The organism is Endozoicomonas sp. ALC020 (genome assembly GCF_049275935.1).
Classification (GTDB): domain Bacteria; phylum Pseudomonadota; class Gammaproteobacteria; order Pseudomonadales; family Endozoicomonadaceae; genus Endozoicomonas_A.
The window spans coordinates 5659764-5685628 of the sequence record NZ_CP184830.1 but is presented as its reverse complement, the minus strand read 5'-3'; the positions used below and the strand labels follow the sequence as shown (position 1 = coordinate 5685628).

At 47.0% G+C, this 25865-nt stretch carries 14 protein-coding genes; all 14 read right to left on the bottom strand.

The window, feature by feature from the left end; genetic code table 11:
- Positions 1–144: 144 nt before the first annotated feature.
- The 14 genes from ACOJUO_RS20800 to ACOJUO_RS20735 all read right to left on the bottom strand — a co-directional run bounded on the left by ACOJUO_RS20800 (position 145) and on the right by ACOJUO_RS20735 (position 25787).
- Positions 145–1761 (bottom strand): F-box/WD repeat-containing protein, encoded by a 1617-nt coding sequence (locus ACOJUO_RS20800; protein WP_422138026.1) that lies wholly within the window; start codon positions 1759–1761, stop codon positions 145–147.
- A gap of 149 nt (positions 1762–1910) precedes the next feature.
- Entirely contained in the window at positions 1911–3527 is a 1617-nt protein-coding gene (locus tag ACOJUO_RS20795; protein ID WP_422138025.1) for an F-box/WD repeat-containing protein, read from the bottom strand.
- A gap of 149 nt (positions 3528–3676) precedes the next feature.
- Positions 3677–5281 (bottom strand): F-box/WD repeat-containing protein, encoded by a 1605-nt coding sequence (locus tag ACOJUO_RS20790; RefSeq protein WP_422138024.1) that lies wholly within the window; start codon positions 5279–5281, stop codon positions 3677–3679.
- A 159-nt stretch (positions 5282–5440) separates the two neighbouring features.
- Positions 5441–7051, bottom strand: a complete 1611-nt coding sequence (locus tag ACOJUO_RS20785) for an F-box/WD repeat-containing protein (protein WP_422138023.1) — start codon at positions 7049–7051, stop codon at positions 5441–5443.
- Between the two features lie 162 nt (positions 7052–7213).
- Positions 7214–8767: an F-box/WD repeat-containing protein gene (locus ACOJUO_RS20780; RefSeq protein WP_422133837.1), complete on the bottom strand. Its 1554-nt coding sequence runs from the start codon at positions 8765–8767 to the stop codon at positions 7214–7216.
- 149 nt (positions 8768–8916) lie between these two features.
- Positions 8917–10524: an F-box/WD repeat-containing protein gene (locus ACOJUO_RS20775; protein ID WP_422138022.1), complete on the bottom strand. Its 1608-nt coding sequence runs from the start codon at positions 10522–10524 to the stop codon at positions 8917–8919.
- A gap of 149 nt (positions 10525–10673) precedes the next feature.
- Complete coding sequence (locus tag ACOJUO_RS20770; RefSeq protein WP_422138021.1) at positions 10674–12266, bottom strand: F-box/WD repeat-containing protein; 1593 nt, start codon at positions 12264–12266, stop codon at positions 10674–10676.
- 149 nt (positions 12267–12415) lie between these two features.
- Positions 12416–14026 (bottom strand): F-box/WD repeat-containing protein, encoded by a 1611-nt coding sequence (locus ACOJUO_RS20765; protein ID WP_422138020.1) that lies wholly within the window; start codon positions 14024–14026, stop codon positions 12416–12418.
- 225 nt (positions 14027–14251) lie between these two features.
- On the bottom strand, positions 14252–18166 hold the full coding sequence (locus tag ACOJUO_RS20760; protein WP_422138019.1) for an ankyrin repeat domain-containing protein: 3915 nt from the start codon (positions 18164–18166) through the stop codon (positions 14252–14254).
- A 689-nt stretch (positions 18167–18855) separates the two neighbouring features.
- Complete coding sequence (locus ACOJUO_RS20755; RefSeq protein WP_422138018.1) at positions 18856–23121, bottom strand: ankyrin repeat domain-containing protein; 4266 nt, start codon at positions 23119–23121, stop codon at positions 18856–18858.
- Positions 23122–23325: 204 nt separating this feature from the next.
- Positions 23326–23568: a hypothetical protein gene (locus tag ACOJUO_RS20750; protein WP_422138017.1), complete on the bottom strand. Its 243-nt coding sequence runs from the start codon at positions 23566–23568 to the stop codon at positions 23326–23328.
- Positions 23565–23816, bottom strand: a complete 252-nt coding sequence (locus ACOJUO_RS20745) for a hypothetical protein (protein ID WP_422138016.1) — start codon at positions 23814–23816, stop codon at positions 23565–23567. Before ACOJUO_RS20745 ends, ACOJUO_RS20750 begins: the two co-directional genes overlap by 4 nt.
- On the bottom strand, positions 23734–24129 hold the full coding sequence (locus ACOJUO_RS20740; RefSeq protein WP_422138015.1) for a hypothetical protein: 396 nt from the start codon (positions 24127–24129) through the stop codon (positions 23734–23736). The genes ACOJUO_RS20745 and ACOJUO_RS20740 overlap by 83 nt, the downstream gene beginning before the upstream one ends.
- Positions 24130–24185: 56 nt before the next feature.
- Entirely contained in the window at positions 24186–25787 is a 1602-nt protein-coding gene (locus ACOJUO_RS20735; RefSeq protein WP_422138014.1) for an F-box/WD repeat-containing protein, read from the bottom strand.
- Between the last annotated feature and the right edge of the window lie 78 nt (positions 25788–25865).

Here is a 25865-nt window from a genome sequence, read left to right as displayed (position 1 = left end):
GATCCTGCAAAGCGGGTGTTTATTCTCGATCACCGGGGAGGGTTAAAAATTGTTTAGTTAGTCAGAGATATTTCCGGAATGAAAGTTCATAACAGGTTGGTTAGTAAAACTAACAAAATGACTTTCAGTACCTGCAAGATAGTGTCACTCAGTGACAGCAGACCATGAATGCTTCCTTCGCAGTTCAGTGATTTTTACGATGCCGTCCCGACTGGAGGTGACCACCTGACTGCCATCAGCGCTAAAGGTGGCCGATGAGATCCAGTCATCATGGGCGATGGTGGCTTTTTCTGACCATGTCCCATCATGCTGCTGACCAATGATTTTCACCGTTTTCCTGTAGCTGGCAGTAGTCACTATGTGGAGACCATCAGGACTGAAGGTGGCCGATGTGACCAAACCAGTGTGGAGAAAGGTGGTTTTTTCTGCCCATGAGCCATTGGCTTTCAGGCCGTAGATTTTTAATGTGCCATCATCGCTGGCAGTGACTACGTGGCGGCCATCGAGGCTGAAGCTGGCCGAGTTGACTATTAGCCTGTGTTCAATGATGGTATTTTCTTCCCAGGATCCATCGGCGCTCTTGCCATAGATTTTCGCCTTGCCATCCAGACTGGCGGTGACCACATAGCTACCATCGGCGTTGAAGGTGGCTGACATGACAGCTCTATCATGGGGAATGACACCTTTTTTTTCCCATGATCCATCGCCCTTCTGGCTAAGGATTTTCGCCTTCTTATGCTGACAGACGGTCACCACATGGCAGACATCGGTGCTGAAAGTGACTGAATGGACAGAATCGTTATAGGGAAGGGTAAGGGTGGCCGTTAATTCCCATGATTCATCCTCTTTCTGGCTATGGATTTTCGTTGTGCCATCACGACTGGCGGTCACCACATGTCGACTATCGGAACTGAAAGCGGCTGATATGACGAAATTACCATGGGAAATGGTGGTGTTTGGTTCCCATGATTCATTGCACCCCCGATCATAGATTTTCGCAGTGTGATCTCCACTGGCGGTGACTACGTGGTGACTATCGGGGCTGAAAATCGCTGATTTGACACATCCTTCATGAGGAATGGTTGTTTTTATTTCCCATGATCCATCAGGCTTGTGGCCATAGATTTTTGCCGTCTTGTCTGCATTGGCGGTAACCAGATAGCGGCCATCAGCACTGAGGGCCGCTGAGTTGACTTCATTTTCATACATCATACGGATGCGATCATTTAATGAGGTGGCTGAGTTGGCTTTATAAGTTTTGTCAATGATGGCTTTGGTGACTAATTCAAAGGTTTCACATTTAGACATCAGCTCAGCCCTGGTGAAAAATAACAAAGCAGGTGAATAAACACTCATCGGCTGGCGATCTGTGAGTGACTCGACTAACGCTCTATTATTCGAAAATGACTCAAACCAGGCACGGAGTTGATCCTTGTTTTTTGTACTGAGAGCCATCCTGAGTTGCTGCTGATGTGCTGAAGTAAACTGGCGATACCAGGCTTTTGCCAGAGCGTTATCTTGCTTGATAACGTCGCGAAGGCGGGTAGATACCTTTTGTAAACTGCGAATATCCCGAAGTTTCAAATGGCAAAAAATCATGGAAAGTGTATCTGAGGCTAAATCTTGTAATGAAAGTTTTTGCTTTTCTTTCTTGTCAGCAAGAGTGATGGTCCTGCCAGCATGGTTACCCGCCACTGCCAGCACTCTGGCTCGGGCTCGCGTCAGTGGTGGTTCATAACCGGAACTATTGATTCCATGCATGTCTGGATCCTGCAAAGCTGGTGTTTATTCTCGATCATCAGGGAGGGTTAAAAATTGTTTAGTTAGTCAGAGACATTTCCGGAATGAAAGTTCATAACAGGTTGGTTAGTAAAACTAACAAAATGACTTTCAGTACCTGCAAGATAGTGTCACTCAGTGACAGCAGACCATGAATGCTTCCTTCGCAGTTCAGTGATTTTTACGATGCCGTCCCGACTGGAGGTGACCACCTGACTGCCATCAGCGTTAAAGGTGGCCGATGAGATCCAGTCATCATGGGTGATGGTGGCTTTTTCTATCCATGTCCCATCATCTTGCTGACCAATAATTTTCACAGTGTTGTCATAGCAGGCAGTAGTCAGCATATGGCGGCCCTCAGGGCTAAAGGTGGCTGATAAGGTCCAATCCCCATAGGACTCATAGGAAAAGGTGGCTTTTTTTTTCCACAAGCCGTTGGCTTTTCTGCCGTAAATTTTCACTTTGTTATCGTTGTCGGTAATCAACAGGTGGCGGCCATCGTTGCTGAACCTGGCTGATCTGACAATTCCCCAGTGTTGAATGGTGGTATTTTTTTTCCATGATCCATCGGCCTTCTGACCATAGATTTTCGCCTTCCATTCCAGACCAGTAGCAACCAAATAGTGACCCTCGGCGCTAAAGGTGGCTGACAGGACATCACCAACATGAGGAATGGCATCTTTTTCTTCCCATGATCCATCGTCCTTCTGGCTATGGATTTTCACCGTATTATCAGAGGTGGTTAACACATGGCAGCCATCGATGCTGAAAATGGCTGAAGCGCCAGCAGTTTTATGGGGCAGGGTGGCCGTTAGCTCCCATGATCCATCGTCCTTCCGGCTATGGATTTTCGCTGTGCCATTCCAACTGGTGGTCACGACATGTCGACTATTGACGCTGAAGTTGGCTGATTTGATGTCACCATTATGGGAAATGATGGTGTTTGGCTCCCATGTTTCGTCGCACCTCAGATTGTATATCGTCACCGTGCCACCCGAACTGGCAGTTACCAGATGGTGACCATCAGAGCTGAAAATCGCTGATTTGATCTCTCTGACATGGGGAATGATGGCTTTTTTTTCCCATGTTCCATCAGGCTTATGGCTGTAGATTTTTACCGTATTGTCGCCATTGGCGGTCACCAGAAAGCGGCCATCGACACTGAGTGCGGCCGAGTGGACTCTATTGTTTCGTCTAATTCGGATGGGATCGATAATGCTGTTGGATGAGTGGGTTTTATAAGTTTTGTCAAGGGTGGCTTTAGTGACTAATTCAAAGGTATCACATTCGGACATCAGCTTAGCCTTGGTGAAAAATAACAGACCAGGTGAATAAAGTCTCATCGACCGACGGTCTGTGAGAGATTCGACTAACGCTCTATTATTCGTAAATGACTCAAACCAGGCACGGAGTTGATCCTTGTTTTTTGTACTGAGGGCCATCCTGAGTTGCTGCTGGTGTGCTGAAGTAAACTGGCGATACCAGGCTTTTGCCAGAGCGTTATCTTGCTCAATAACGTCGCGAAGGTGGGTAGATACCTTTTGTAAACTGCGAATATCCCGAAGTTTCAAATGGCAAAAAATCATGGAAAGTGTATCTGAGGCTAAATCCTGCAATGAAAGTTTTTGCTTTTCTTTCGTGTCAGCCAGAGTGATGGACCTGCCCGCATGGTTACCCGCCTGTGCCAGCGCTCTGGCTCGGGCTCGCGTCAGTGGTGGTTCAAAACCGGAATTATTGATTCCATGCATGTCTGGATCCTGCAAAGCGGGTGTTTATTATCGATCACCTGGAAGATTTGAAAATTATTTAGTTAGTCAGAGACAGTTCCGGAATGAAAGTTCATACCAGGTTGGTAAGTACAGCTAACAAAATGACTTTCGTCGCGTGCCGGATGGTGTCACTCAGTGACAGCAGACCATGAATGATTCCTCCGTAGTTCAGTGATTTTTACTATGCCATCCTCGCTGGATGTGATCACCTGGCTACCGTCGGCGCTAAAGGTGGCCGATGTGAGCCAGCCTTCATGGACAATGGTGGCCTTTTCTAACCATGAGCCATCATCCTGCTGACCAATGATTTTCGCCGTATTGTCCATGCTGGCAGTCACCAGATGACGGCCATCAGGGCTGAAGGTGGCCGAGAAGACCCGACCCTTATGGAAAAAGGTGCCTTTTTCTTTCCAAAAGCCATTGGCTGTTTTACCGTAAATTTTCACTTTACAATCATTGCTGGCAGTGACTAAATGGCGGCCATCGGGGCTGAAGCTGGTCGAGTTGATAAAATCACCGTGTTGAATGATGCCGCTTTTTGCCCATGATCCGTCGGCCTTTTTCTCATAGATTACCGCTTTGCGATCCGGACTGACGATGACCACAGAGCCGCCATTGGCACTAAAGGTGGCTGAAATGATACTACCGTCATGAGGAATGGCATCTTTTTCTTCCCATGATTCAGCGTCCTTCTGGCCAATGATTTTCAACGTCTTATCCTTACCGGCGGCTACCACATAACAACCATCGGTGCTGAAATTGGCTGAATAGATAGCATTCTTATAAAAAAAGCTGGCTGATAACTTCCATGATCCCTCACCTTTCTTACTAAGGATTTTCACTTTACCATCCAGACTGGAGGTGACCAGATGTTGGCTATCGGTGCTGAAGGTGGCTGACCTGATGTACCCATTATGAACAATGGTGGTTTTTGGTTCCCATGATTGATCACATCCCAGATTATATATCTTCGCTGCACAATGACGATTGACGGTGACTAAATGGTGACTATTGGGGCTGAAAATGGCTGGTTGGAAATTGCTTTCATGGGGAAAAGAGGTTTCTAGTTCCCATGTTTTATCAGGATTTTGGCGGTAGATTTTTGCCCTATGGTCGCCATTGGTGGTTGCCAGATAGCAGCCATCGGCACTGAGGGCCGCTGATTTGACCTTGTTGAGACTTGCGTTAGCGTTGGGGTTTTGTAGGCTGATGGCTGGGTTGATTTCATGAGTTTTGTCAATGGTGGCTTTAGTGACTAATTCAAAGGTTTTACATTTAGACATCAGCTCAGTCCGGGCGAAAAATAATAGTGCAGGTAAATAAATATTCGTCGGCTGGAGATCCAGGAGTGACTCGACTAACGCCTTATTATTTGAAAACGACTCAAGCCACTCACGGCGTTGATTCTTATCTTTTGCGCTGATGGTCATCCTCAGTTGATTCTGTTGTGCTGAAGAAAACTGGCGATACCAGGCTTTTTCCAGAGCGTTATTTTCCTTGATTGTGTCGCGAAGACGAGTACATACCTTTTGTAAACTGCGAATATCCCGAAGTTTCAAATGGCAAAAAATCATGGAAAGTGTATCTGAGTCTAAATCTTGCAATGAAAGTTTTTGCTTTTCTTGCTCGTCAGCTTCAGTGATGGACCTGCCCTCGTGGTTACCCGTTGGTGTTAGCGATAGAGCTTGCACTGATGGTGGTTCAATAACGGAATTATTATTTATTTCATGCATATCTTGATCCTGTAAAGCGGGTGTTTATTCTCGATCGCCAGGGCGGTTAAAAAGTTATTTAGTTAGAGACAGTTCCAGAATGAAAGTTCAAGACGGGCTGGTCAGTGAAACTAACAAAATGACTTTTGGTGGATGCAGGATGGTGTTACTGAGATAGCGTCACTCAGTGACAGCAGACAATAAATGATTCCTTTGCAGTTCAGTGATTCTCACCGTGCCGTCCTCACTGGATGTGATTACCTTGCTGCCGTCGGCGCTAAAGTTGGCCGATGAGAGCCAGTCATCATGGACAATGGCGGCTTTTTCTGACCATGACCCATCATCCTGCTGACCAATGATTTTCGCCGTTTTGTCATAGCTGGCAGTCACCAGATGGCAGCCATCAGGGCTGAAGGTGGCTGATATGACCAGACTCCTATGGGAAAAGGTGGCTTTTTCTTCCCATAAGCCATTGGCTTTTCTGTCGTAAATTTTTACTGTGTGATCATAGCTGGCAGTCACCAGATGTCGGCCATCGGGGCTGAAGTTGGCCGACTTGACAGGTCCCCTGTGTCGAATGACGGCATTTTCTGCCCATGATCCATCAGTCTTCTTGCTGTAAATGATCGCCTTGCAATCGACAATACTGGCAGTGGCTACACAGTCACCATCGGCGCTGAAGGTGGCTGAGATGACACTGCCACCATGTTGAATGACATCTTTTACTTCCCATGATGGATTGTCCTTCTGGCGATGGATTTTCACTGTCCTATCCTGACAGGCGATTAACGCGTAGCAGCCATCGGTGTTGAAAGTGGCTGAATAGATATCACAATGATGGGAAAAGATGACTGATAACACCCATGATCCATCATCTTTTTGGCTACTGATTTTAACTGTGTTATCCAAACTGGTGGTCACGATATGTCGACCATCGTTGCTGAAGGTGGCTGATCTGATGAGATCATAATGAGTAATGGTGGCTTTTGGTTCCCATGATTCATTGCATCCCAGAGCATAAATCTTCGCTGTGCCATCACCACTGAAGCTCACTGCATGGTGACTATCGGGGCTGAAATTCGCTGATTTGACCCATCCTTCATGAGGAATGGTTGTTTTTATTTCCCATGATCCATCAGGCTTGTGGCCGTAGATTTTTGCCGTATTGTCGCCATTGGCCGTGACCAGGTAGCGGCCATCACTACTGAGGGCGGCTGAATTGACTCTATTGAGGTGTTCCAGGTGGATACGATCGACTAATTGAAGGTCTGGGTTGGGTTTATATATTTTGTCAATGGTGGCATTAGTGACTAATTCAAATCTTTCACATTTGGACATCAGCTCAGCCCTGCTGAAAAATAACAGAGCTGCTAGATAAACGCTCGTCGGCTGCCGATCTGAGAGTGACTCGAGTAACGCCTGATCATTCGAAAACGACTTAAACCAGGCTCGGAGTTGATTCTTATCTTTTCCAGCGATGGTCATCCTTAGTTGAGACTGGTGTTCTGAAGAAAACTGGCAAAACCAGGCTTTTGCCAGAGCGTTATCTTCTTTGATAGTGTCGCGAAGGCGGGTAGATACCTTTTGTAAACTGCGAATATCCCGAAGTTTCAAATGGCAAAAAATTAAGGACAGTGTCTCTGAGGGTAAATCCTGTAATGAAAGTTTTTGCTTTTCTTTCGTGTCAGCTATAGAGGTGGACCTGCCCGCGTAGTTACCCGTTAGTGCCGGGGCTTTGGTTGGAGCTGGCGTCGGTGGTGGTTCAAAACCGGAATTATTGATTCCATTCATGTCTGGATCCTGCAAAGCTGTTGTTTATTCTCGATCGTCAGGGCGGTTTAAAAATTATTTAGTGAGCAGAGACATTTCCAGAATGAAAGTTCAAAACAGGCTGGTCAGTGAAACTAACAAAATGACTTTCGGTGCATGCGCAATGGTGTTGATGAGATAGCGTCACTCAGTGACAGCAGACAATAGATGATTCCTTCGCAGTTCAGTGATTCTCACTATGCCGTCCTCACTGGATGTGATCACCTGACTGCCATCGGCGTTAAAGGTGGCCGATAAGATAGGGCCATCATGAACAATCCTGGCCTTTTCTAACCATGTGCCATCATCCTGCTGACCAATGATTTTCGCCGTCTTGTCCCTGCTCGCAGTCACCAGATGACGGCCATCTGGGCTGAAGGTGGCTGATAAGGCACAATGCTTATGGGAAAAGGTGGCTTTTTCTTCCCATAAACCATTGGCTTTTCTGCTGCAAATTTTCACTGTGCCATCCTGGCAGGCAATCACCAAGTGATGGCCATCGGGGCTGAATGTGGCTGATCTGAGAGGTTTCTCGTGTCGAATGATGGTGTTTTTTTCCCATGATACATCGGACTTCTTCTCATAGATTTTCGCAGTGTGATCCACACTGGCAGTCACCAAATAGTGGCCATTGGGACTGAAGGTGGCTGAGCAGACAAGCTCATTATGGGGAATGACATCTATTTCTTCCCACAGTTCATCGACCACCTGTTTATGGATTTTCGCAGTATTATCATAACTGGCGGTTACCACATAGCGGCCATCGGTGCTGAAACTGGCTGACCAGACAGCTCTTTTATGGCGAAGGGTAGCGGTTAATTTCCATGAACCATCGCGTTTTTGGCTATGGATTTTCGCTGTTCGGTCGCCACTGGCGGTCACTACATGTTGGCAATCGGTGCTGAAGGCAGCTGACAGGATGGGACTACCATGGGCAATGGTGGTGTTTGGTTCCCATGATTCATTGCGCACCAGATCATATATCTTGGCCCTGCCATCCAGACTGGCTGTCACTAGATGTTGGCTGTCGTTGCTGAAGGTCGCTAATTGGACCCAGAAGTCATAGGGAATGCTGGTTTCTTTGTCCCATGTTTCATCAGCCTTTTGGCCGTAGATTTTTGCCGTATGGTCTTCATTGGCGGTGACCAGGTATCGGCCATCAGCACTGAGTTTTGCTGAGTACACATCACACTTTATGTCAATGGAGGCCTTAGTGACTAATTCAAAGGTTTCACATTGAGACATCAGCTTAGCCCTGGTGAAAAATAATAAAGCAGGTGAATAAACACTCGTCAGCTGGCGATCTGTGAGTGACTTGATTAACGCCTGATCATTGGAAAACGACTCAAACCAGGCTCGGAGTTGATTTTTATCTTTGCTGGTGATGGTCATCCCCAGTTGATTCTGGTGTGGTGATGAAAACTGGCGATACCAGGCTTTTGCCAGTGTGTTATCTTCTTTGATAACTTCCCGAAGGCGGGTACATACCTTTTGTAAACTGCGAATATCCCGAAGTTTCAAATGGCAAAAAATCATGGAAAGTGTATCTGAGTCTAAATCTTGCAATGAAAGATTTTGCTTTTCTTGCTTGTCAGCTTCAGTGATGGACCTGGCCGCGTGGTGACCCGCTGATCTTAGCGATAGAGCTTGAACTTGCGTCAGTGGTTGCTCAAAACCGGAATTATTGATTCCATCCATGTCTGTATCCTGCAAAGCTGGTGTTTATTCTCGATTATGAGGGGATTTTGAAAATTATTTAGTTAGTCAGAGACAGTTCCGGGATGAAAGTTCATAACAGGTTGGTAAGTAAAACTGACAAAATGACTTTTTGTGCATGCTGAATGGTGTCACTCAGTGACAGCAGGCGATAAATAATTCCTCCGTAGTTCAGTAATTTTCACTATGCCATCTTCACTGGATGTGATCACCTGACTGGCATCGGCGCTAAAGGTGGCCGATGAGATCCAGTCATTATGGGCAATGTTGGCTTTTTCTAACCATGAGCCATCATCCTGTTGACCAATGATTTTCGCCGTTTTACAAAACACGACAGTAGTCACTAGATGGCGGCTATCAGGACTGAAGTTGGCTGACAAGAGCCAAAGCTTATGGGGAAAGGAGGCTTTTTCTTCCCATAAGCCATCGACTTTTCGGCCGTAAATTTTCACTGTGCGATCTCTGCTGGTAGTCGCCAGATGGCGGCTATCGGGGCTGAAAGTGCCCGAGTTGACAGTATCTTTGTGTTGTATAGTGGTATTTTTTATCCATGATCCATCGGACTTCTTCTCATAGATTTTCGCTTTGTAATCCATACTGGCGGTGACCAGATAGCGACCATCGGCGCTGAAGGCGGCTGACAGGACAGTCGCCTCATGGGGAAAAACCTTTTTTTCTGTCCATGATCCATCGGTCTGCTGACTATGGATTTTCGCAGTGTTATCGTAACTGGCGGTAACCACATGGCAGCCATCGGTGCTGAAACTGGCCGAATAGAGCGATTTCTCATGAGGAAGGATGGCTGTTAACTGCCAGGAACCATCGCGCTTTTGGCTATGGATTTTCGCCGTTCCGTCCATACTGGCGGTCAACACATGTTGGCTATCGGTGCTGAAGGAAGCTGATCTGATGTGATTTTCATGGGAAATGGTGGTGTTTGGTTCCCATGATTCATTGCATCCCAGGTCACATATCTTTGCCATGTCATTACTAATGACGGTGACTAAATGATGACTATCGGGGCTAAAAATCGCTGATTTGACATGGCCTTCATGAGGAATGGTGGTTTTAATTTCCCATGTTCCATCAGGGTTTTGACTGTAGATTTTTGCCGTATTGTCTCCATTGGCGGTGACCAGATAACGGCCATCGCTGCTGAGGGCGGCTGAATTGACTTTACTGAGCTGTCCCAGGCGGATGCGATTAATAATGCCGGTGGCTGAGTTGGTTTTATAAGTTTTATCAATGGTAGCTTTAGTGACTAATTCAAAGGTTTTACAGTTCGACATCAGCTCTGCCTTGGTGAAAAATAACAGAGCAGGTAAATAAACACTCGTTGGTCGGCGATTCGTAAGCGACTCGATGAACGCCTGATCATTGGAAAACGATTCAAACCAGGCACGCAGTTGATTCTTATTTTTTACAGTGATGGTCATCCTTAGTTGAGACTGATGTTGAGGAGAAAACTGGCGATACCAGGCTTTTGCGAGTGTCTTATCTTCTCTGATAACGTCGCGAAGACGGGTACAGACCTTCTGTAAACTGCGAATATCCCGAAGTTTCAAATGGCAAAAGATCAGGGACAGTGTATCTGAGGCCAAATCCTGCAATGAATGTTTTTGCTTTTCTTTCTTGTCAGCTACAGCGATGGATCTGCCTGCATGGATACCCGTTGGTGTTAGCGATAGAGCCTGCGTCAGTGGTGGTTCAATACCGGGCTTATTATTTATTCCATGCATGCCTGGTTCCTGAAAAGTTGTTATTTATCTACGATCAGCAAGGACGTTTAAAAATTATTTAGTCAGTCAGAGACAGTTTCAGAGTGAAAGTTCATAACAGGCTGGTCAGTGAAATTAACAAAATGACTTTCGGTACATTCAAAAGGGTGTCACTCAGTGACAGCAGACAATAAATGATTTCTCCGTAATTCAGTGATTTTCACTATGCCATCTTTACTGGATGTGATCACCTGACTGCCATCGGCGCTGAAGCTGGCGGATGTGATAAAGTCATCATGGACAATGTTGGCTTTTTCTAACCATGAGCCATTATCCTGCTGACCAATGATTTTTGCCGTTTTACAACGCTTGTAAATTGACACCAGGTGGCGGCCATCAGGGCTGAAGCTGGCTGACAATACTTCATCATCATGGAAAAAAATGGCTTTTACTTTCCATACACCATTGGCGTTTCGACCGTAGATATTTACTGTGCCAAAGTTGCTGCCGGTCACTAAATGGCGGCTATCGGGGCTGAAGGTGGCCGATTTGTTAACGTTGTTGTATAGAGTGAGGGTATTTTCTTTCCATGATCCATCGGGCTTCTTCTCAAAGAGTTTCGTCCTGCAATCCATACTGGCGGTGACCAAATAGCAACCATTGGGGCTGAAATTGGCTGAAATGACTTTACCACTATGGGGAATGGAATCTGTTTCTTCCCATGATCCATCCGCCTTCTGGCTATGAATTTCCACCGTTTTATTAAAAGAGGTGGTGACCACATGGCAGCCATCATCGCTGAAGTTGGCTGAGTTGTAGGCTTTCCTGAGGGTGGCCGTTAATCGCCACGATCCATCATCCTTCCGGCTAAGGATTTTCCCTGTCTCATCACAACCGGTGATCACCGCATGACGACTATCAGTGCTGAAGGTGGCTGAATTGATGAGAGCACCATGGCGAAAGGTGGTGTTTGGTTCCCATGATTCATCCCATGCCAGATCATATATCTTCGCCGCATTAAAACTTACGATTAATAGATGGTGACTATCGGGGCTGAAAATGGCTGATACAACCGGTTTGTCATGGGGAATAGTGGTTTTTATTTCCCATATTCCATCAGCCTTGAGGCCGTAGATTTTTGCCGTACGGTCTCCATTAGCTGTGACCAGATAGCGGCTATCAGCACTGAGAGCGGCTGAGTTAACCCTATTGAGCTCTGGCCTATTCAAGGGACCGGCAATGGGGGGGGATGAGTTCGCTTTATAAGTTTTGTCAATGGTGGCTCTGGTGACTAATTCATAGGTTTTACATTGAGACATCAGCTCAGCCCTGGTGAAAAATAATAGAGCGGGTGAATAAACACTCGTCGGCTCGCGCTCTGTGAGTGACTGGAGTAACGCCTGATCATCGGAAAAGGACTCAAACCAGGCTCGGAGTTGATTCTTATCTTTAATGGTGAGGGGCATTCTCAGTTGATTCTGGTGTGATGAAGAAAACTGGCGAAACCAGGCTTTTGCCAAAGCCTTGTCTTCTTTGATCAGGTCGCGAAGGCGGGTACATACCTTTTGTAAACTGCGAATATCCCGAAGTTTCAAATGGCGAAAAATCAGGGACAGTGTATCTGAGGTTAAATCCTGAAATGAATATTTTATTTCCTTGTCAGATACAGTAACGGACCTGCCCGCACTGTTATCCGTTGTTGTTAGCGATAGAGCTTGTGTTAGTGGTGATTCAGTAACGCGATTTTTATTTATTCCATTCATGACTGGCTCTTGCAAAGTTGCTTTTTATCGTTGATCAACAAGGGCAGTTAAAAAATATTCAGTCAGTTAGAGAAAATTTCAGAATGAACGTTCATAACAGGCTGATCAGTGGAACTAACAAAATGCCTTTCGGTGCATGCAGAAAGATGTCACTCAGTGACAGCAGACAATGAATGATTTCTCCGTAATTCAGTGATTTTCACTATGCCATCCATACCGGATGTGATCACCTGGCTGCCATCGGCGCTGAAGCTGGCCGATGAAATAGAGTCATCATGGAAAATGATGGCTTTTTCTAACCATGAGCCATCATCCTGCTGACCAATGATTTTCGCCGTTCCGTCCTTGCTTGCAGTCACCACATGACGGCCGTCAGGGCTGAAGGTGGCTGAAAAGACCCAATCATCATGGAAAAAAGAGGCTTTTTCTTCCCATAAGCCATCGGCTTTTCGGCCGTAAATTTTCACGGTTTGATCTCTTCTGGCCGTCACTAAATGACGGCCATCGGGGCTGAAGGTGGCGGATTTGACATATTTAGTGTGTTGAATGAAGGTATTTTCTTCCCATGATCCATCGGATTTCTTCTCATAGATTCTTGCCTTGCAATCATTCATACCGACGGTAACCACATAGCGATCATCGGCGCTGAAGGAGGCTGACAGGATAGCCTCCTCATGGGGAAAAACTTCTTTTTCTTCCCATAATCTGCCGTTCTGGCTGTAGATTTTCGCGGTTTTATCCCTGCAGGCAATTAGCAAATGGCGGCCATCGGTGCTGAAAATGGCTGAATGGATAGCATCGTAATGGGCAAGGATGGCAGTTGAATTCCATGATCCATCATCCTTCTGACTGTAGATTTTTGCTGTGTGATCCAAACTGGCGGTGACTACATGTCGACTATCGGTGCTGAAAGTGGCAGAAGAGATTGGATTATCATGGCGAATGGTGGCCTTTGGTTGCCATGTTTCATTAGATCCCAGGTCAAATACCTTCACCATGCCATAGCCATACGAACTGACGATCACCAGATGGTGACCATCGGGACTGAAAATTGCTGATACGACCTGTCTATCAAGAGGAATGGTGGTTTTAATTTCCCATGTTCCATCCGTCTTGTGGCCGTAGATTTTTGCTGTATTGTCGCCATTGGCGGTTACCAGATAGCGGCCATCAGCACTGAGGTCGGCTGAGTGGACTCTATTGTCAGCTTCCATAATCATGAGCTCGTCAGAGCTGGTGTCTGAGTTGGCTTTATAAATTTTGTCAATGGTGGCTTTTCTGACTAATTCAAAGGTTTTACATTGAGACATCAGCTTAGCCCTGGTGAAAAATAATAGAGCAGGTGAATAAACACTCGTCGGCTCGCGCTCTGTAAGTGACCGGAGTAACGCCTTATCATTGGAAAACAACTCAAACCAGGCTCGGAATTGATTCTTGTCTTTTATGGAGAGGGTCATCTTCAGTTGATTCTGGTGTGCCGAAGAAAACTGGCGATACCAGGCTTTTGCCAGAGCGCTATCTTCTTTGATCACGTCGCGAAGGCGGGTACAAACCTTTTGTAAACTGCGAATATCCCGAAGTTTCAAATGGCGAAAAATCAGGGACAGCGTATCTGAGGTTAAATCCTGAAATGAAGATTTTTTTTCCTCGTCAGATACAGTAATGGACCAGCCTGCACTGTTACCCGTTGCTGTTAGCGATAGAACTTGAGTTTGCGTTATTGGCGGTTCAATAACGGGTTTATTATCTATTCCATGCATGACGGGCTCCTGCAAAGTTGTTATTTATCTTTGATCAACAAGGACGTTTAGAAATTTTTAGTCAGTCAGAGACAGTTTTAGAATGAAAGTTCAAAACAGTTTGGTAAGTACAACTAACAAAATGATTTTTGGTGCATGCAGGATAGTGCTACTGAGATAGTGTCACTCAGTGACAACAGACAATAAATGATTCCTCCGTCATTCAGTGATTTTCACTTTTATTGCTCACTGTTGAAGGCTGCCCGATGGTTGGGCTCCATAGTCTTCAAGAAGTTTCTTGCAGTCTGTGCAGATAAGCTGCATAGCATAGTCGAGAGCTGTCCTGCCATATTTATCCTTCTCTTTGGCCAGTGAGCGGTCAGAGTCCAGCAATTTCTGGATGACCTCTGGATGGCCACAATTAGCAGCTGTGTGGAGAGCCGTTTTGCCATCGTTGTCCTTCTCTTTGGCCAGTGAGCGGTCAAAGTCCAGAAATGTCTGGATGGCCACTGTGTGGCCACGAAAAGCAGCATTGTGGAGAGCCGTTTTGCCATCGCTGTCCTTCTCTTTGGCCAGTAAGGGGCCAGTTTTCAGCAATTTGTGGATGGCCTCTGTGGGGCCTTCATAAGCAGCTTTGTGGAGAGCCGTTTCGCCAAGGATATTCTTCTCTTTGACCAGGGAGGGGTCAGAGTTCAGCAATGTCTGGATGACCTCTGTCTGGCCCTCCGAAGCAGCCAAGTGGAGAGCCGTTTCGCCATCAATCTTCTCTTTGGCCAGGGAGGGTTCAAACGCCAGCATTTTCTTGATCAATGGTGTGATGCCAGTGCGGACAGCAGAGTGCAAATCCCGAAGGCGCTTGATTCGGTCACTGTCCGGCAATACTTTGGCCTTGACGGTCCCTGTGTGACCTTGACCGGTAGCAAAGTGGGGTAATTTTGCTCCATCAGGCGATGAGCTTTTTTCTTCTGGCTTCACTTTAGGCCGAGCATCAGACACTTTCGTCATAACAATCTCAGGCAATCGGATGGTTGTTAATTGATTGGCTGAAATACTCTTGCGACAGAGAGAACACTCTTTTTTGTTTTCTACCCAACGGGTAATGCAATCTTTATGGAAGAGTTGACCGCAACAGGGAGTGGCCGCAACATTTTCGACCATTGCCTCCATACAAATTGGACACTCCATATGAGCCTCTGCGTCTGAAAACTCCTGAGTTGATGGCGATGAAGCCATTTCCGATGACGTGGGTTTTTGATTGAATATCGGCTTAAGCAGCCCCAGAACCTGTTTGAGTTTCAGGTCTTTTTCAAGATAAGAAGATACACGGGCATAATCGTATATATGCCGCCAGCTAAGTGCGCCAAAGAGATCTCTATCAAGCAGCTCATTGGCCACAGCATCTGATAAACCATGCAAAAGCCAGGAAAAAATAGTACCGGCGCTGATACCTCGATCAACCAATATATGAAAAGGCGTACAACCAGCAATATTGGCTTCTGATAGCATGGCTGGCGTAATGGTTTCAGCATTGCGTTCAAAGAATGCTGCAATCTCTTCAGGTGAGCTGTTTCTTGCTATTTCGTGTAACTGGTTTTTACCACTGGCGACAGTGACTATGGATTTTTCTGTGATGCTTTTTTCTCGCTCTTCCTTCAACCAGTCAAGTCGATGTGACCTGACTTGAAACAGCCTGGCCTGTTGAAACAGCTCGTCCCAGCTGAGTTCAGGGTTAGTCTCCAAAAGTGTTTTTAGAAGCTGGTCATGCTTATGCTCAAGGTCAGCCCGCAACCAAGACGATGCAGCTGCAGGAGAAGTATGCTGTAAAAACATCTGAGATACAGAGACACCGGCATGGTTGGTTGTTAATCCTATGAGATAATCAAAGTAAACCCTGCCCAGAAATGCTTTGGTCAGTGAGATATTACCTCTGGCAAAGAGAAGATGCAGCGGGGTATTGCCATCAATGGCTCGTTTTTTGCGTAACACCTTAGAGTCAAGGTAAATGCGACAGCCTTCAATAAGCCGTTGAATGGTAGATGGATAAGCCTGACCAAACAGTATGTGCAGTGGCGTTTCGCCATTATGGGCTTCAGCCTCCAGCATAGCACCGGTCATCAGGGAATAATTCTGGTCAATAAAATTATAAATCAGCGTGTTACTGCAACTGGCAAAAAGAATATGCAGCAGGTTTGCGCCACTGAAATTCTGCATTGCCAGATCCTGGCGAACAGGTCTGCCTGTCTGATTTTGTAATCTTTGAAACACTCCCTCCGCTGCCCGGAAGAAATTCCGGTGATAAAGAATATGAAGCGGAGTTGAACCTCGGCGGTTCTGCCGAGCCTGCAATTCCCAGGTAATCATCTTGCCATTAGATTGAATGGTTTCCATGATGTCCTGTTCCGACTGATATTGAAACAGGTAGTGTGCTGATGTCCAGCCGTCATTGTCTGGAAGCTGTATCAGTTCAGCGGTTACCCAATGCTTGAAACGCTGCAGAAACGACCGGATGACTGCCGGTGAAGTATATTGAGCCAGATCGTGAAGCACGGTTCTGTGGTTACGATCGGTCTGATTTATATCCTCAGCGACTATCGGTAAATCGAATTGTTGTAACAGGTCGAGCAGGGTTTCTTCGGTTCCGAAACGAATCATGAAACGGAACAGAGTCAGAGTACTGTCCATTGAAGGTGTTCCCGGTACTTGCCCTCTGTACCGAGTGCACTGACTTTGGGTATGGCTTTTTAGCATTACTTGGCGTGCGTCAAGGGTACCTGCAATGGGTCTGAATTGTTGACACTGATCGCATGTTATCCGGTGCCTTTCTGCGTGAGGCAGTAATTCCTGAAGCAGAAACCCGCTTTGTTCGCAATCCACACAAGATAGCCTTAAACCGGCTTCTGACGCAGGCCTGTCCAGATTCGCTAACACCTGTCGTTTGCTGACGTGATATTCGGTTTGATGCAGTATGACGGTGTAATACTCATCATCCCCGGAAAATGCATTATGAGTGTAATCGGTACCTTTGTTATCAGGTTCTGGATAATTCTGCTCTGGCTGGTTTTGTTGTTTTTCATTGTTGTGTGTCTGGCGGCCTGAATAACGCTGTTTGTTGCCTTTATTCACTGCGGGATTTTGTGAACTTGTGCTTTCGGAGTTTCCCAGCTGTATGGTTCCGGGGGGTGTCTGAGTCTTGGTCTGTCTTCTAAAGGTGCGTTCCAGTTCCGAGTATTCAAACTCAAGACTGAACTCAGTATCTGGAAGTTCCAACACGATAGCCAGTTGCTTTCGGAGGGATTTAAGGATTTCTTCAGATAATGGGTTGGGTAGTTCATCTGAGTCTGCTGTCAGCTCCAGAAGCTGTTGTATCAGATGCTCCCTGCCACTGAGTTTGGGTGCGAGCCAGTGTAAAAGCGCCCGTGTATTAAGCAGCTTATCCGCCAGTTCCCGGGATTCAGCCAGGCTGATTTGGAAGGTAAGCGGCGGCGAATCGCCGAACCGCACAACCATCGTTACTCCTTCGGGCTGAGTATTGGTAAGCCAGTGGTACACCCCGACAAAGGGCAGATAATCACGCCAGTTAGCAGGCAGGCTCAGAGTGGGCAGGAGAATCAGGTCGACCATCATTTTGTCAGGTACGGGCATAAAGGGCGGTCGTTTGAAATCGTTGTCATCGTCAGTGTCGTAGCCACCACCTGAAGGGCTTTGAAACAACACAGGCTTGATTGGCATATCGGCGGGAGGAATTGCCCCGGCATTTTGAGTATTGAGCGTTTTTTCTACTCGTCCATCTACCACTAAAAAAGGCCTTTTTGAACGCAGATATTGCCCTGATGTGAATGGATACGGGTGATTAAAAGACTCCGGGCAAGGCTGGCTTTCTTTAATCGTCATTCTGCCCGTTCGCTCACTCAACGTAAGCACATAAAGGTGGGTTGATTTATCATTATCAGAAAAGGGGAAAGGTACAACAGCACTGGCTTGATAAGTAAAGCCCTGAGCGTTTAAGCCTTGTGCACAGACAATGAATGGCTGGTCGATCTGCCCGAAAATAGTAACTTCGCCAGTAAAAGACTGTGTTCGTGTGCTCTGAGTTTTTGTAGCAACACTTACCGACCTGGCTCGAACGGATAGAGAGGCATCACTTTGTTGGTTTACAGGCAACTGCCATTCCAAATATTCACCAGCGGCCACTTCAGGATTTGTGAAAAAGGAAATTACTGTTGCTACAAATGATACAGTCGACAGCTGTAGAAAGGTGTAAAAGATGTACATTGCCAAAGAGTTTAGGTTGCTGAGTTTATACAGGGTAGTCTGTTTTGTTGAGACTGAGAATTGGAATAAGCCTTGTGAGGCTGTCGCAAAACTCCAACAACTCGTTCCCATACTCCGAGGTTGTCGAAAAACCCTGGTTCCCCTCCCGTCATTCCCGGCTAGACTCCCGTCATTCCCGGCTAGACTCCCGTCATTCCCGGCTAGACTCACGTCATTCCCGCGAAGGCGGGAATCCACACTGAATCACCACCAGAACCATACTGCCCGGTGCCCCTGGCCTTTTCATCCGCGAGAAGGCAGAGGCCCACTGTTGGCGCTGGATTCCCGCCTTCGCGGGAATGACGACCTCAGAGCTTGGGAACGAGGGCTGTATGGATATCAAGGCTTAGCTGCACTAGTCTCTTCCAAAATTGATGCAGTTATTTTTCGGCGTGCTACCTGAAGACTAAAGTCGAGAAACGTTGGTGAAAAGGCGTTTATTAAGGATGGGGAGGTCAAAGGTACTGCGACGGGTTTAGCGCAGTATGAGGGCGAGGTTTGAAATAATCAGGAATCGGTTCTCCGCGCAATTTTATTGCTCACTGTTGAAGGCTGCCCGATGGTTGGGCTCCATAGTCTTCAAGAAGTTTCTTGCACTTTCTGTGGCCACACTTGATAGCAAAGTCGAGAGCCGTTTTGCCATCGTTGTCCTTTTCTTTGGCCAGGGAGCGGTCAAAGTTCAGCAATGTCCGAATGTCCGCTGTGCATCCCTCACGAGCAGCTTTGTGGAGAGCGGTTTCGCCGTAGTTATCCTTCTCTTTAGCCAGCGAGCGGTCAAACTTCAGCAATGTCTGGATAACCACTGTATGGCCCCAAAAATTAGAAACAGCTTTGTGAAGAGCCGTATTGCCATAATAATCCTTCTCTTTGGCCAGAGAACGGTCAAACTTCAGCAATGTCCGGGTGGCCTTTAAGTGGCCACATTCAGAAGCGAAGTGGAGAGCCGTACAGCCATAGTTATCCTTCTCTTTGGCCATTGAGGGGTCAAAGTTCAGCAATGTCTGGATGGCCTCTGTGTGGCCGTTATAAGCAGCTAAGTGGAGAGCCGTACAGCCATAGTTATCCTTCTCTTTGGCCAGTGAGGGGTCAAAGTTCAGCAATGTCTGGATGGTTTCTAGTTGGCCATTACGAGCAGCTGAGTGGAGAGCCGTCGAGCCATCGTTAGCCTTCTCTTTGGCCAGGGAGGGATCAACCTTCAGCGATTCCCTGATCAACCATGTGTTGCCATTGCGGGCAGCAACGTTAAAATCCCAAAAGCGGTTGAATCGGTCAATGTCCGACAATACCTTGGCTTCGACGGTGTCTGTTTGGCCTTGACCAGTAGCCAAGTGGGGTAATGGTGTATCGCCCATCTTATCTGTCGTTTCTAATTGCATACCGGCTTTAAAGTCAGGTTCAACACCAAAGGCAAAACCTTTTGCTCCATCAGGCGACGAGCTTTTTTCTTCTGGCTTCACTTTAGGCTGAGCATCAAACCCTTTCGGAACAACAATATTAGGCAGTCGGATGGTTGTTAATTGATTGGCTGAAATACTCTCGCGACAGAGAGAACACTCTTTTTTGTCTTCTACCCAACGGGTAATGCAATCTTTATGGAAGAGTTGACCGCAACAGGGAGTGGCCGCAACATTTTCGACCATTGCCTCCATACAAATTGGACACTCCATGTGAGCCACTGCGTCTGAAAACTCCTGAGTTGATGGCGATGAAGCAATTTCAGATGATGTGGGTTTTTGATTGAATATCGGCTTAAGCAGGCCCAGAACCTGTTTGAGTTTCAGGTCTTTTTCAAGATAAGGAGATACACGAGCGTAATCGTATAAGTGCCGCCAGCTAAGTTCGGCAAAGAGATTTTTATCAAGCAGCTCAACGGTCACAGCATCTGATAAACCATGCGAAAGCCAAGACAAAATAGTACCGGCGCTGATACCTCGAACAACCAATATATGAAAAGGCGTAATACCAGCAGTATTGGCTTTTGATAGCATGGCTGGCGTGATGGTTTCAGCATTGCGTTCGAAGATTGCTGCAATCTCTTCAGGTGAGCTGTTTCTTGCTATTACGTGTAACTGGTTTTCACCACTGGCGACAGTGACTATGGATTTTTCTGTGATGCTTAAAACCTCTGAAGATTTTTCAGCACTTGCAATGGAGACTTCCGAAGTCGTTGCTTTCTCCGGTACAAGCAGCGGCGGAGCGGATGGCCCATGAGCAAGCCTTGTCGAACCCAAAGGTTCTGAAAGCGGTGCCGAAAATCCAACAAATGATGGTTCAAGTTTTTCTCGCTCTACCTTCAACCAGTCAAGTCGATGTGACCTGACCTGAAGCTGCCCGGCCCGTTGAAACAGCTCGTCCCAGCTGAGTTCAGGGTTAGTCTCCAAAAGTGTTTTTAGAAGCTGCTTATGCACATGCACAAGGGTAGCCCGCAACCAGGTCGATGCAGCTGCAGGAGAAGCATGCTGCAACAACATCTGAAGTACAGAGACACCGGCATGGTTGGTTGTTAGTCCTGTGAGATAATTAAAGTCAAAGCTGTCCAGAAATGCTTTAGTCAGTGAGATATCACCTCTGGCAAAGAGAAGATGCAGCAGGGTATAGCCATCAATGGCTCGTTTTCTGCTTAACACCTGAGAGTCAAGGTAATTTTTATAGAGGTCAATAAGCCGTTGAATGGCAGATGAAGAACCCTGCTCAAACAGTATGTGCAGAGGCGTTTCGCCGTTATGGGCTACATCCCCCAGCATAAAACCGGTCTTCAGGTAATTCCGGTCAATAAAATGATAAATCAGCGGGGTACTGCCACTGGCAAAAAGAATATGCAGCAGGTTCACGCCACTGAAATCCTTCACTGCCAGATCCTGGCTAACAGGTCTGCCTGTCTGATTTTGTAATCTTTGAAACACTTCCGCCACTGCCCGGAAGAAATGCCGGTGATAAAGAATATGAAGCAGGGTTGAACCTTGGTGGTTTCGCCGGGACTGCAATTCCCAGGTAATCATCTTGCCATTAGATTGAATGGTTTCAGTGATGGCTTGTTCTGACTGATATTGAAACAGGTAGTGTGCTGAAGTCCAGCCGTAATTGTCTGGAAGCTGTATTAGTTCTGCTGTTACCCAATGTTTGAAACGCTGAAGAAACGATCGGATGACTGCCGGTGAAGTATATTGAGCCAGATCGTGAAGCACGGTTCTGTGGTTACGATCGGTCTGATTTAAATCCTCAGCGACTATCGGTAAATCGAATTGTTGTAACAGGTCGAGCAGGGTTTTTTCCGTTCCGAAACGAATCATGAAACGGAACAGAGTCAGAGTATTGTCCATTAAAGGTGCTCCCAGTACCTGCCCTCTGTAGCGAGTACACTGACTTTGGGTATGGTTTTGTAGCATTATTTGGCGCGCATCAAGGGTACCTGCAATGGGTCTGAATTGTTGACACCGATCGCATGTTATCCGGTGCCTTTCTGCGTGAGGCAGTACTTCCTGAAGCAGAAACCCGCTTTGTTCGCAATCCACACAAGATAGCCTTAAACCGGCTTCTGACGCAGGCCTGTCCAGATTCGCTAACACCTGTCGTTTGCTGACGTGATATTCGGTTTGATGCAGTATGACGGTGTAATACTCATCATCCCCGGAAAATGCATTATGAGTGTAATCGGTACCTTTGTTATCAGGTTCTGGATAATTCTGCTCTGGCTGGTTTTGTTGTCTTTCATTGTTGTGTGTCTGGCGGCCTGAATAACGCTGTTTGTTGCCTTTATTCACTGCGGGATTTTGTGAACTTGTGCTTTCGGAGCTTCCCAACTGTATGGTTTCGGGGTGTGTCTTAGTCTGAGTCTTGGTCTGTCTTCTAAAAGTGCGTTCCAGTTCCGAGTATTCAAACTCAAGACTGAACTCAGTATCGGGTAGTTCCAACACGATAGCCAGTTGCTTTCGGAGGGATTTAAGGATTTCTTCAGATAATGGGTTGGGTAGTTCATCTGAGTCTGCTGTCAGCTCCAGAAGTTGTTGTATCAGATGCTCCCTGCCACTGAGTTTGGGTGCGAGCCAGTGTAAAAGTGCCCGTGTATTAAGCAGCTTATCCGCCAGTTCCCGGGATTCAGCCAGGCTGATTTGGAAGGTAAGCGGCGGCGAATCGCCGAACCGCACAACCATCGTTACTCCTTCGGGCTGAGTATTGGTAAGCCAGTGGTACACCCCGAAAAAGGGCAGATAATCACGCCAGTTAGCAGGCAGGCTCAGAGTGGGCAGGAGAATCAGGTCGACCATCATTTTGTCAGGTACGGGCATAAAGGGCGGTCGTTTGAAATCGTTATCATCGTCAGTGTCGTAGCCACCACCTGAAGGGCTTAGAAACAACACAGGCTTGATTGGCATATCGGCGGGAGGAATTGCCCCGGCATTTTGAGTATTGAGCGTTTTTTCTACTCGTCCATCTACCACTAAAAAAGGCCTTTTTGAACGCAGATATTTCCCTGATGTGAATGGATACGGGTGATTAAAAGACTCCGGGCAAGGCTGGCTTTTTTTAATCGCCATTCTGCCCGTTTGCTCACTCAACCTGAGCACATAAAGATGGGTTGATTTATCACTATCAGAAAAGGGGAAAGGTACAACAGCACTGGCTTCATAAGTAAAGCCCTGAGCCTTTAAGCCTTGTGCACAGACGATAAATGGCTGGTCGATCTGCCCGAAAACAGTGACTTCGCCAGTAAAAGGCTGCGTTCGTGTGCCCTGAGTTTTTTTAGCAACACTTACCGACCTGGCTCGAACGGATAGAGAGGCATCACTTTGTTGGTTTACAGGCAACTGCCATTCCAAATATTCACCAGTGGCCACTTCAGGATTTGTGAAAAAGGAAATTACTGTTGCTACAAATGCTACATTGGACAACTGTAGAAAGGTGTAAAAGCTGTACATTGCCTGATCGGTTAGGTTGCTGAATTTATTCAAGGTAGTCTGTTTTGCTGAGACTGAGAATTTGAATAAGCCTTGTGAGGCTGTCGCAAAACTCTAACAACTCGTTCCCTCGCTTCGTGGGTGTCGCAAAACTCCAACAGCTCTTTCCCATGCTCTGAGGTCGTCATTCCCGCGAAGGCGGGAATCCAGCGCCAACGGTGGATCTCTGACTTCTCGGGGATGACAAGGCCAGGGGGGCTCCGGGCAGTATGGTTCTGGTGGTGAGTCAGTGTGGATTCCCGCCTTCGCGGGAATGACGGGAATGACGGGAATGAAGCCGGGAATGACGGGAGTCAACTCGTTCCCTCACTCTGTGGGTGTCGCAAAACTCCAACAGCTCGTTCCCATGCTCTGAGGTCGTCATTCCCGCGAAGGCGGGAATCCAGCGCCAACGGTGGATCTCTGACTTCTCGGGGATGACAAGGCCAGGGGGGCTCCGGGCAGTATGGTTCTGGTGGTGAGTCAGTGTGGATTCCCGCCTTCGCGGGAATGACGGGAATGAGGCCGGGAATGACGGGAATGAAGCCGGGAATGACGGGAGTCAACTCGTTCCCTCACTCTGTGGGTGTCGCAAAACTCCATCGCAAAACTCCAACATGGGTCTCGCAAAACTCCAACATCAACTCTTTCCCATGCTCTGAGGTCGTCATTCCCGCGAAGGCGGGAATCCAGCGCCAACGGTGGATCTCTGACTTCTCGGGGATGACAAGGCCAGGGGGGCACAGGGCAGTATGGTTCTGGTGATGAGTCAGTGTGGATTCCCGCCTTCGCGGGAATGACGGGAATGAAGGCGGGAATGACGGGAATGAAATCGGGAATGACGGGAATGACGGGAATGACGGGAATGACGGGAGTCAACTCGTTCCCTTGCTCCGTGGGTGTCGTAAAACTCTAAAACTCCATGTAGGATGGTGTCACTCAGTGACAGCAGACAATAAATGATGCCTCCGTAATTCAGTGATTTTCACTATGCCATCCTCACTGGATGTGATCACCTGACTGCCATCGGCGCTAAAGGCGGCCGATGCGATAGTGTCACTATGGACAATGTTGGCTTTTTCTAACCATGTCCCATCATTCTGCTGACCAATGATTTTCGCCGTTTTGTCATAGCTGGCAGTCACCAAATGGCGGCCATCAGGGCTGAAGGTGGCTGAGAAGACCGAACTCTTATGAGAAAAGGTGGCTTTTTCTTCCCACAAGCCATCGGCTTTTCGGACGTAAATTTTCACTGTGTTATCTGCTCTGGTCGTCACTAGATGACGGCCATCGGGGCTGAAGGAGGCCGATTTGACAGCGTTAATGGGTTGAATGAAGACATTCTCTTCCCATGATCCATCGGACTTTTTCTCATAGATTTTCGCCTTGCCATCATACATAGTGACGGTGACCACACAACGATCATCGGCGCTGAAGGCAGCTGACAGGACTGTCTCCTCATGGGGAAAAACCTCTTTTTCTTCCCATAATTCATCGGCGCTCTGGCTATAGATTTTCGTCGTTTTATCGCCGCAGCCGATTAGCAAATGGCGGCCATCGGTGCTGAAAATGGCTGAAAGGACAGAACCGTGATGGGGAAGGGTGGTTGTTAACTTCCATGTTCCATCATCCTTCTGACTGTATATTTTTGCTGTTTTATCAAAACTGGCGGTCACGACATGTCGACTATCGGTGCTGAAGGTGACTGAACAGAGTGGACTTTCATTGCAAATGGTGGCGCTTAGTTTCCATGATTCATCAGATCCCAGGTCACATAGCCACACGGTGCCATGCATACTGCCGAGGACCAGATGGTGACTATCGGGACTGAAAGTGGCTGATTTGACCGGTCTCTGTAGAGGAATGGTGGTTTTAATTTCCCATGTTCCATCTGACTTGTAGTCGTAGATTTTTACTGTGTTGTCGCCATTGGCGGTGGCCAGATAGCGGCCATCAGCACTGAGATCAGCAGAGTGGACTTTATTGTGAACTTCCATAGACATGAGCTCGTCAAAGCTGGTGGCTGAGTTGGTTTTATAAATTTTGTCAATGGTGGCTTTTGTGACTAATTCAAAGGTTTTACATTGAGACATCAGCTCAGCCTTTGAGAAAAATAATAGAGCAGGTGAATAAACACTCGTTGGCTCGCGCTCTCTGAGGGACTGGAGTAACGCCTTATCATTGGAAAACGACTCAAACCAGGCTCGGAGTTGATTCTTGTCTTTTCTGTTGATCGTCATCCTCAGTTGATTCTGGTGTGCTGGAGAAAACTGGCGATACCAGGCTTTTGCCAGTGCGTTATCTTCTTTGATCTCGTCGCGAAGGCGGGTACATACCTTTTGTAAACTGCGAATATCCCGAAGTTTCAAATGGCGAAAAATCACGGACAGTGTATTTGAGGTTAAATCCAGAAATGAAGATTTTTTTTCCTTGTCAGATACGGTAATGGACCAGCCCGCACTGTTACCCGTTGGTGTTAGCGATAGAGCTTGAGTTATTGGTGCTTCAATAGCGGATTTATTATTTATTCCATGCATGACGGGTTCCTGCTTATCTTTGATCAACAAGGACGGTTAAAACTATTTAGTCAGTCAGAGACAATTTCAGAATGAAAG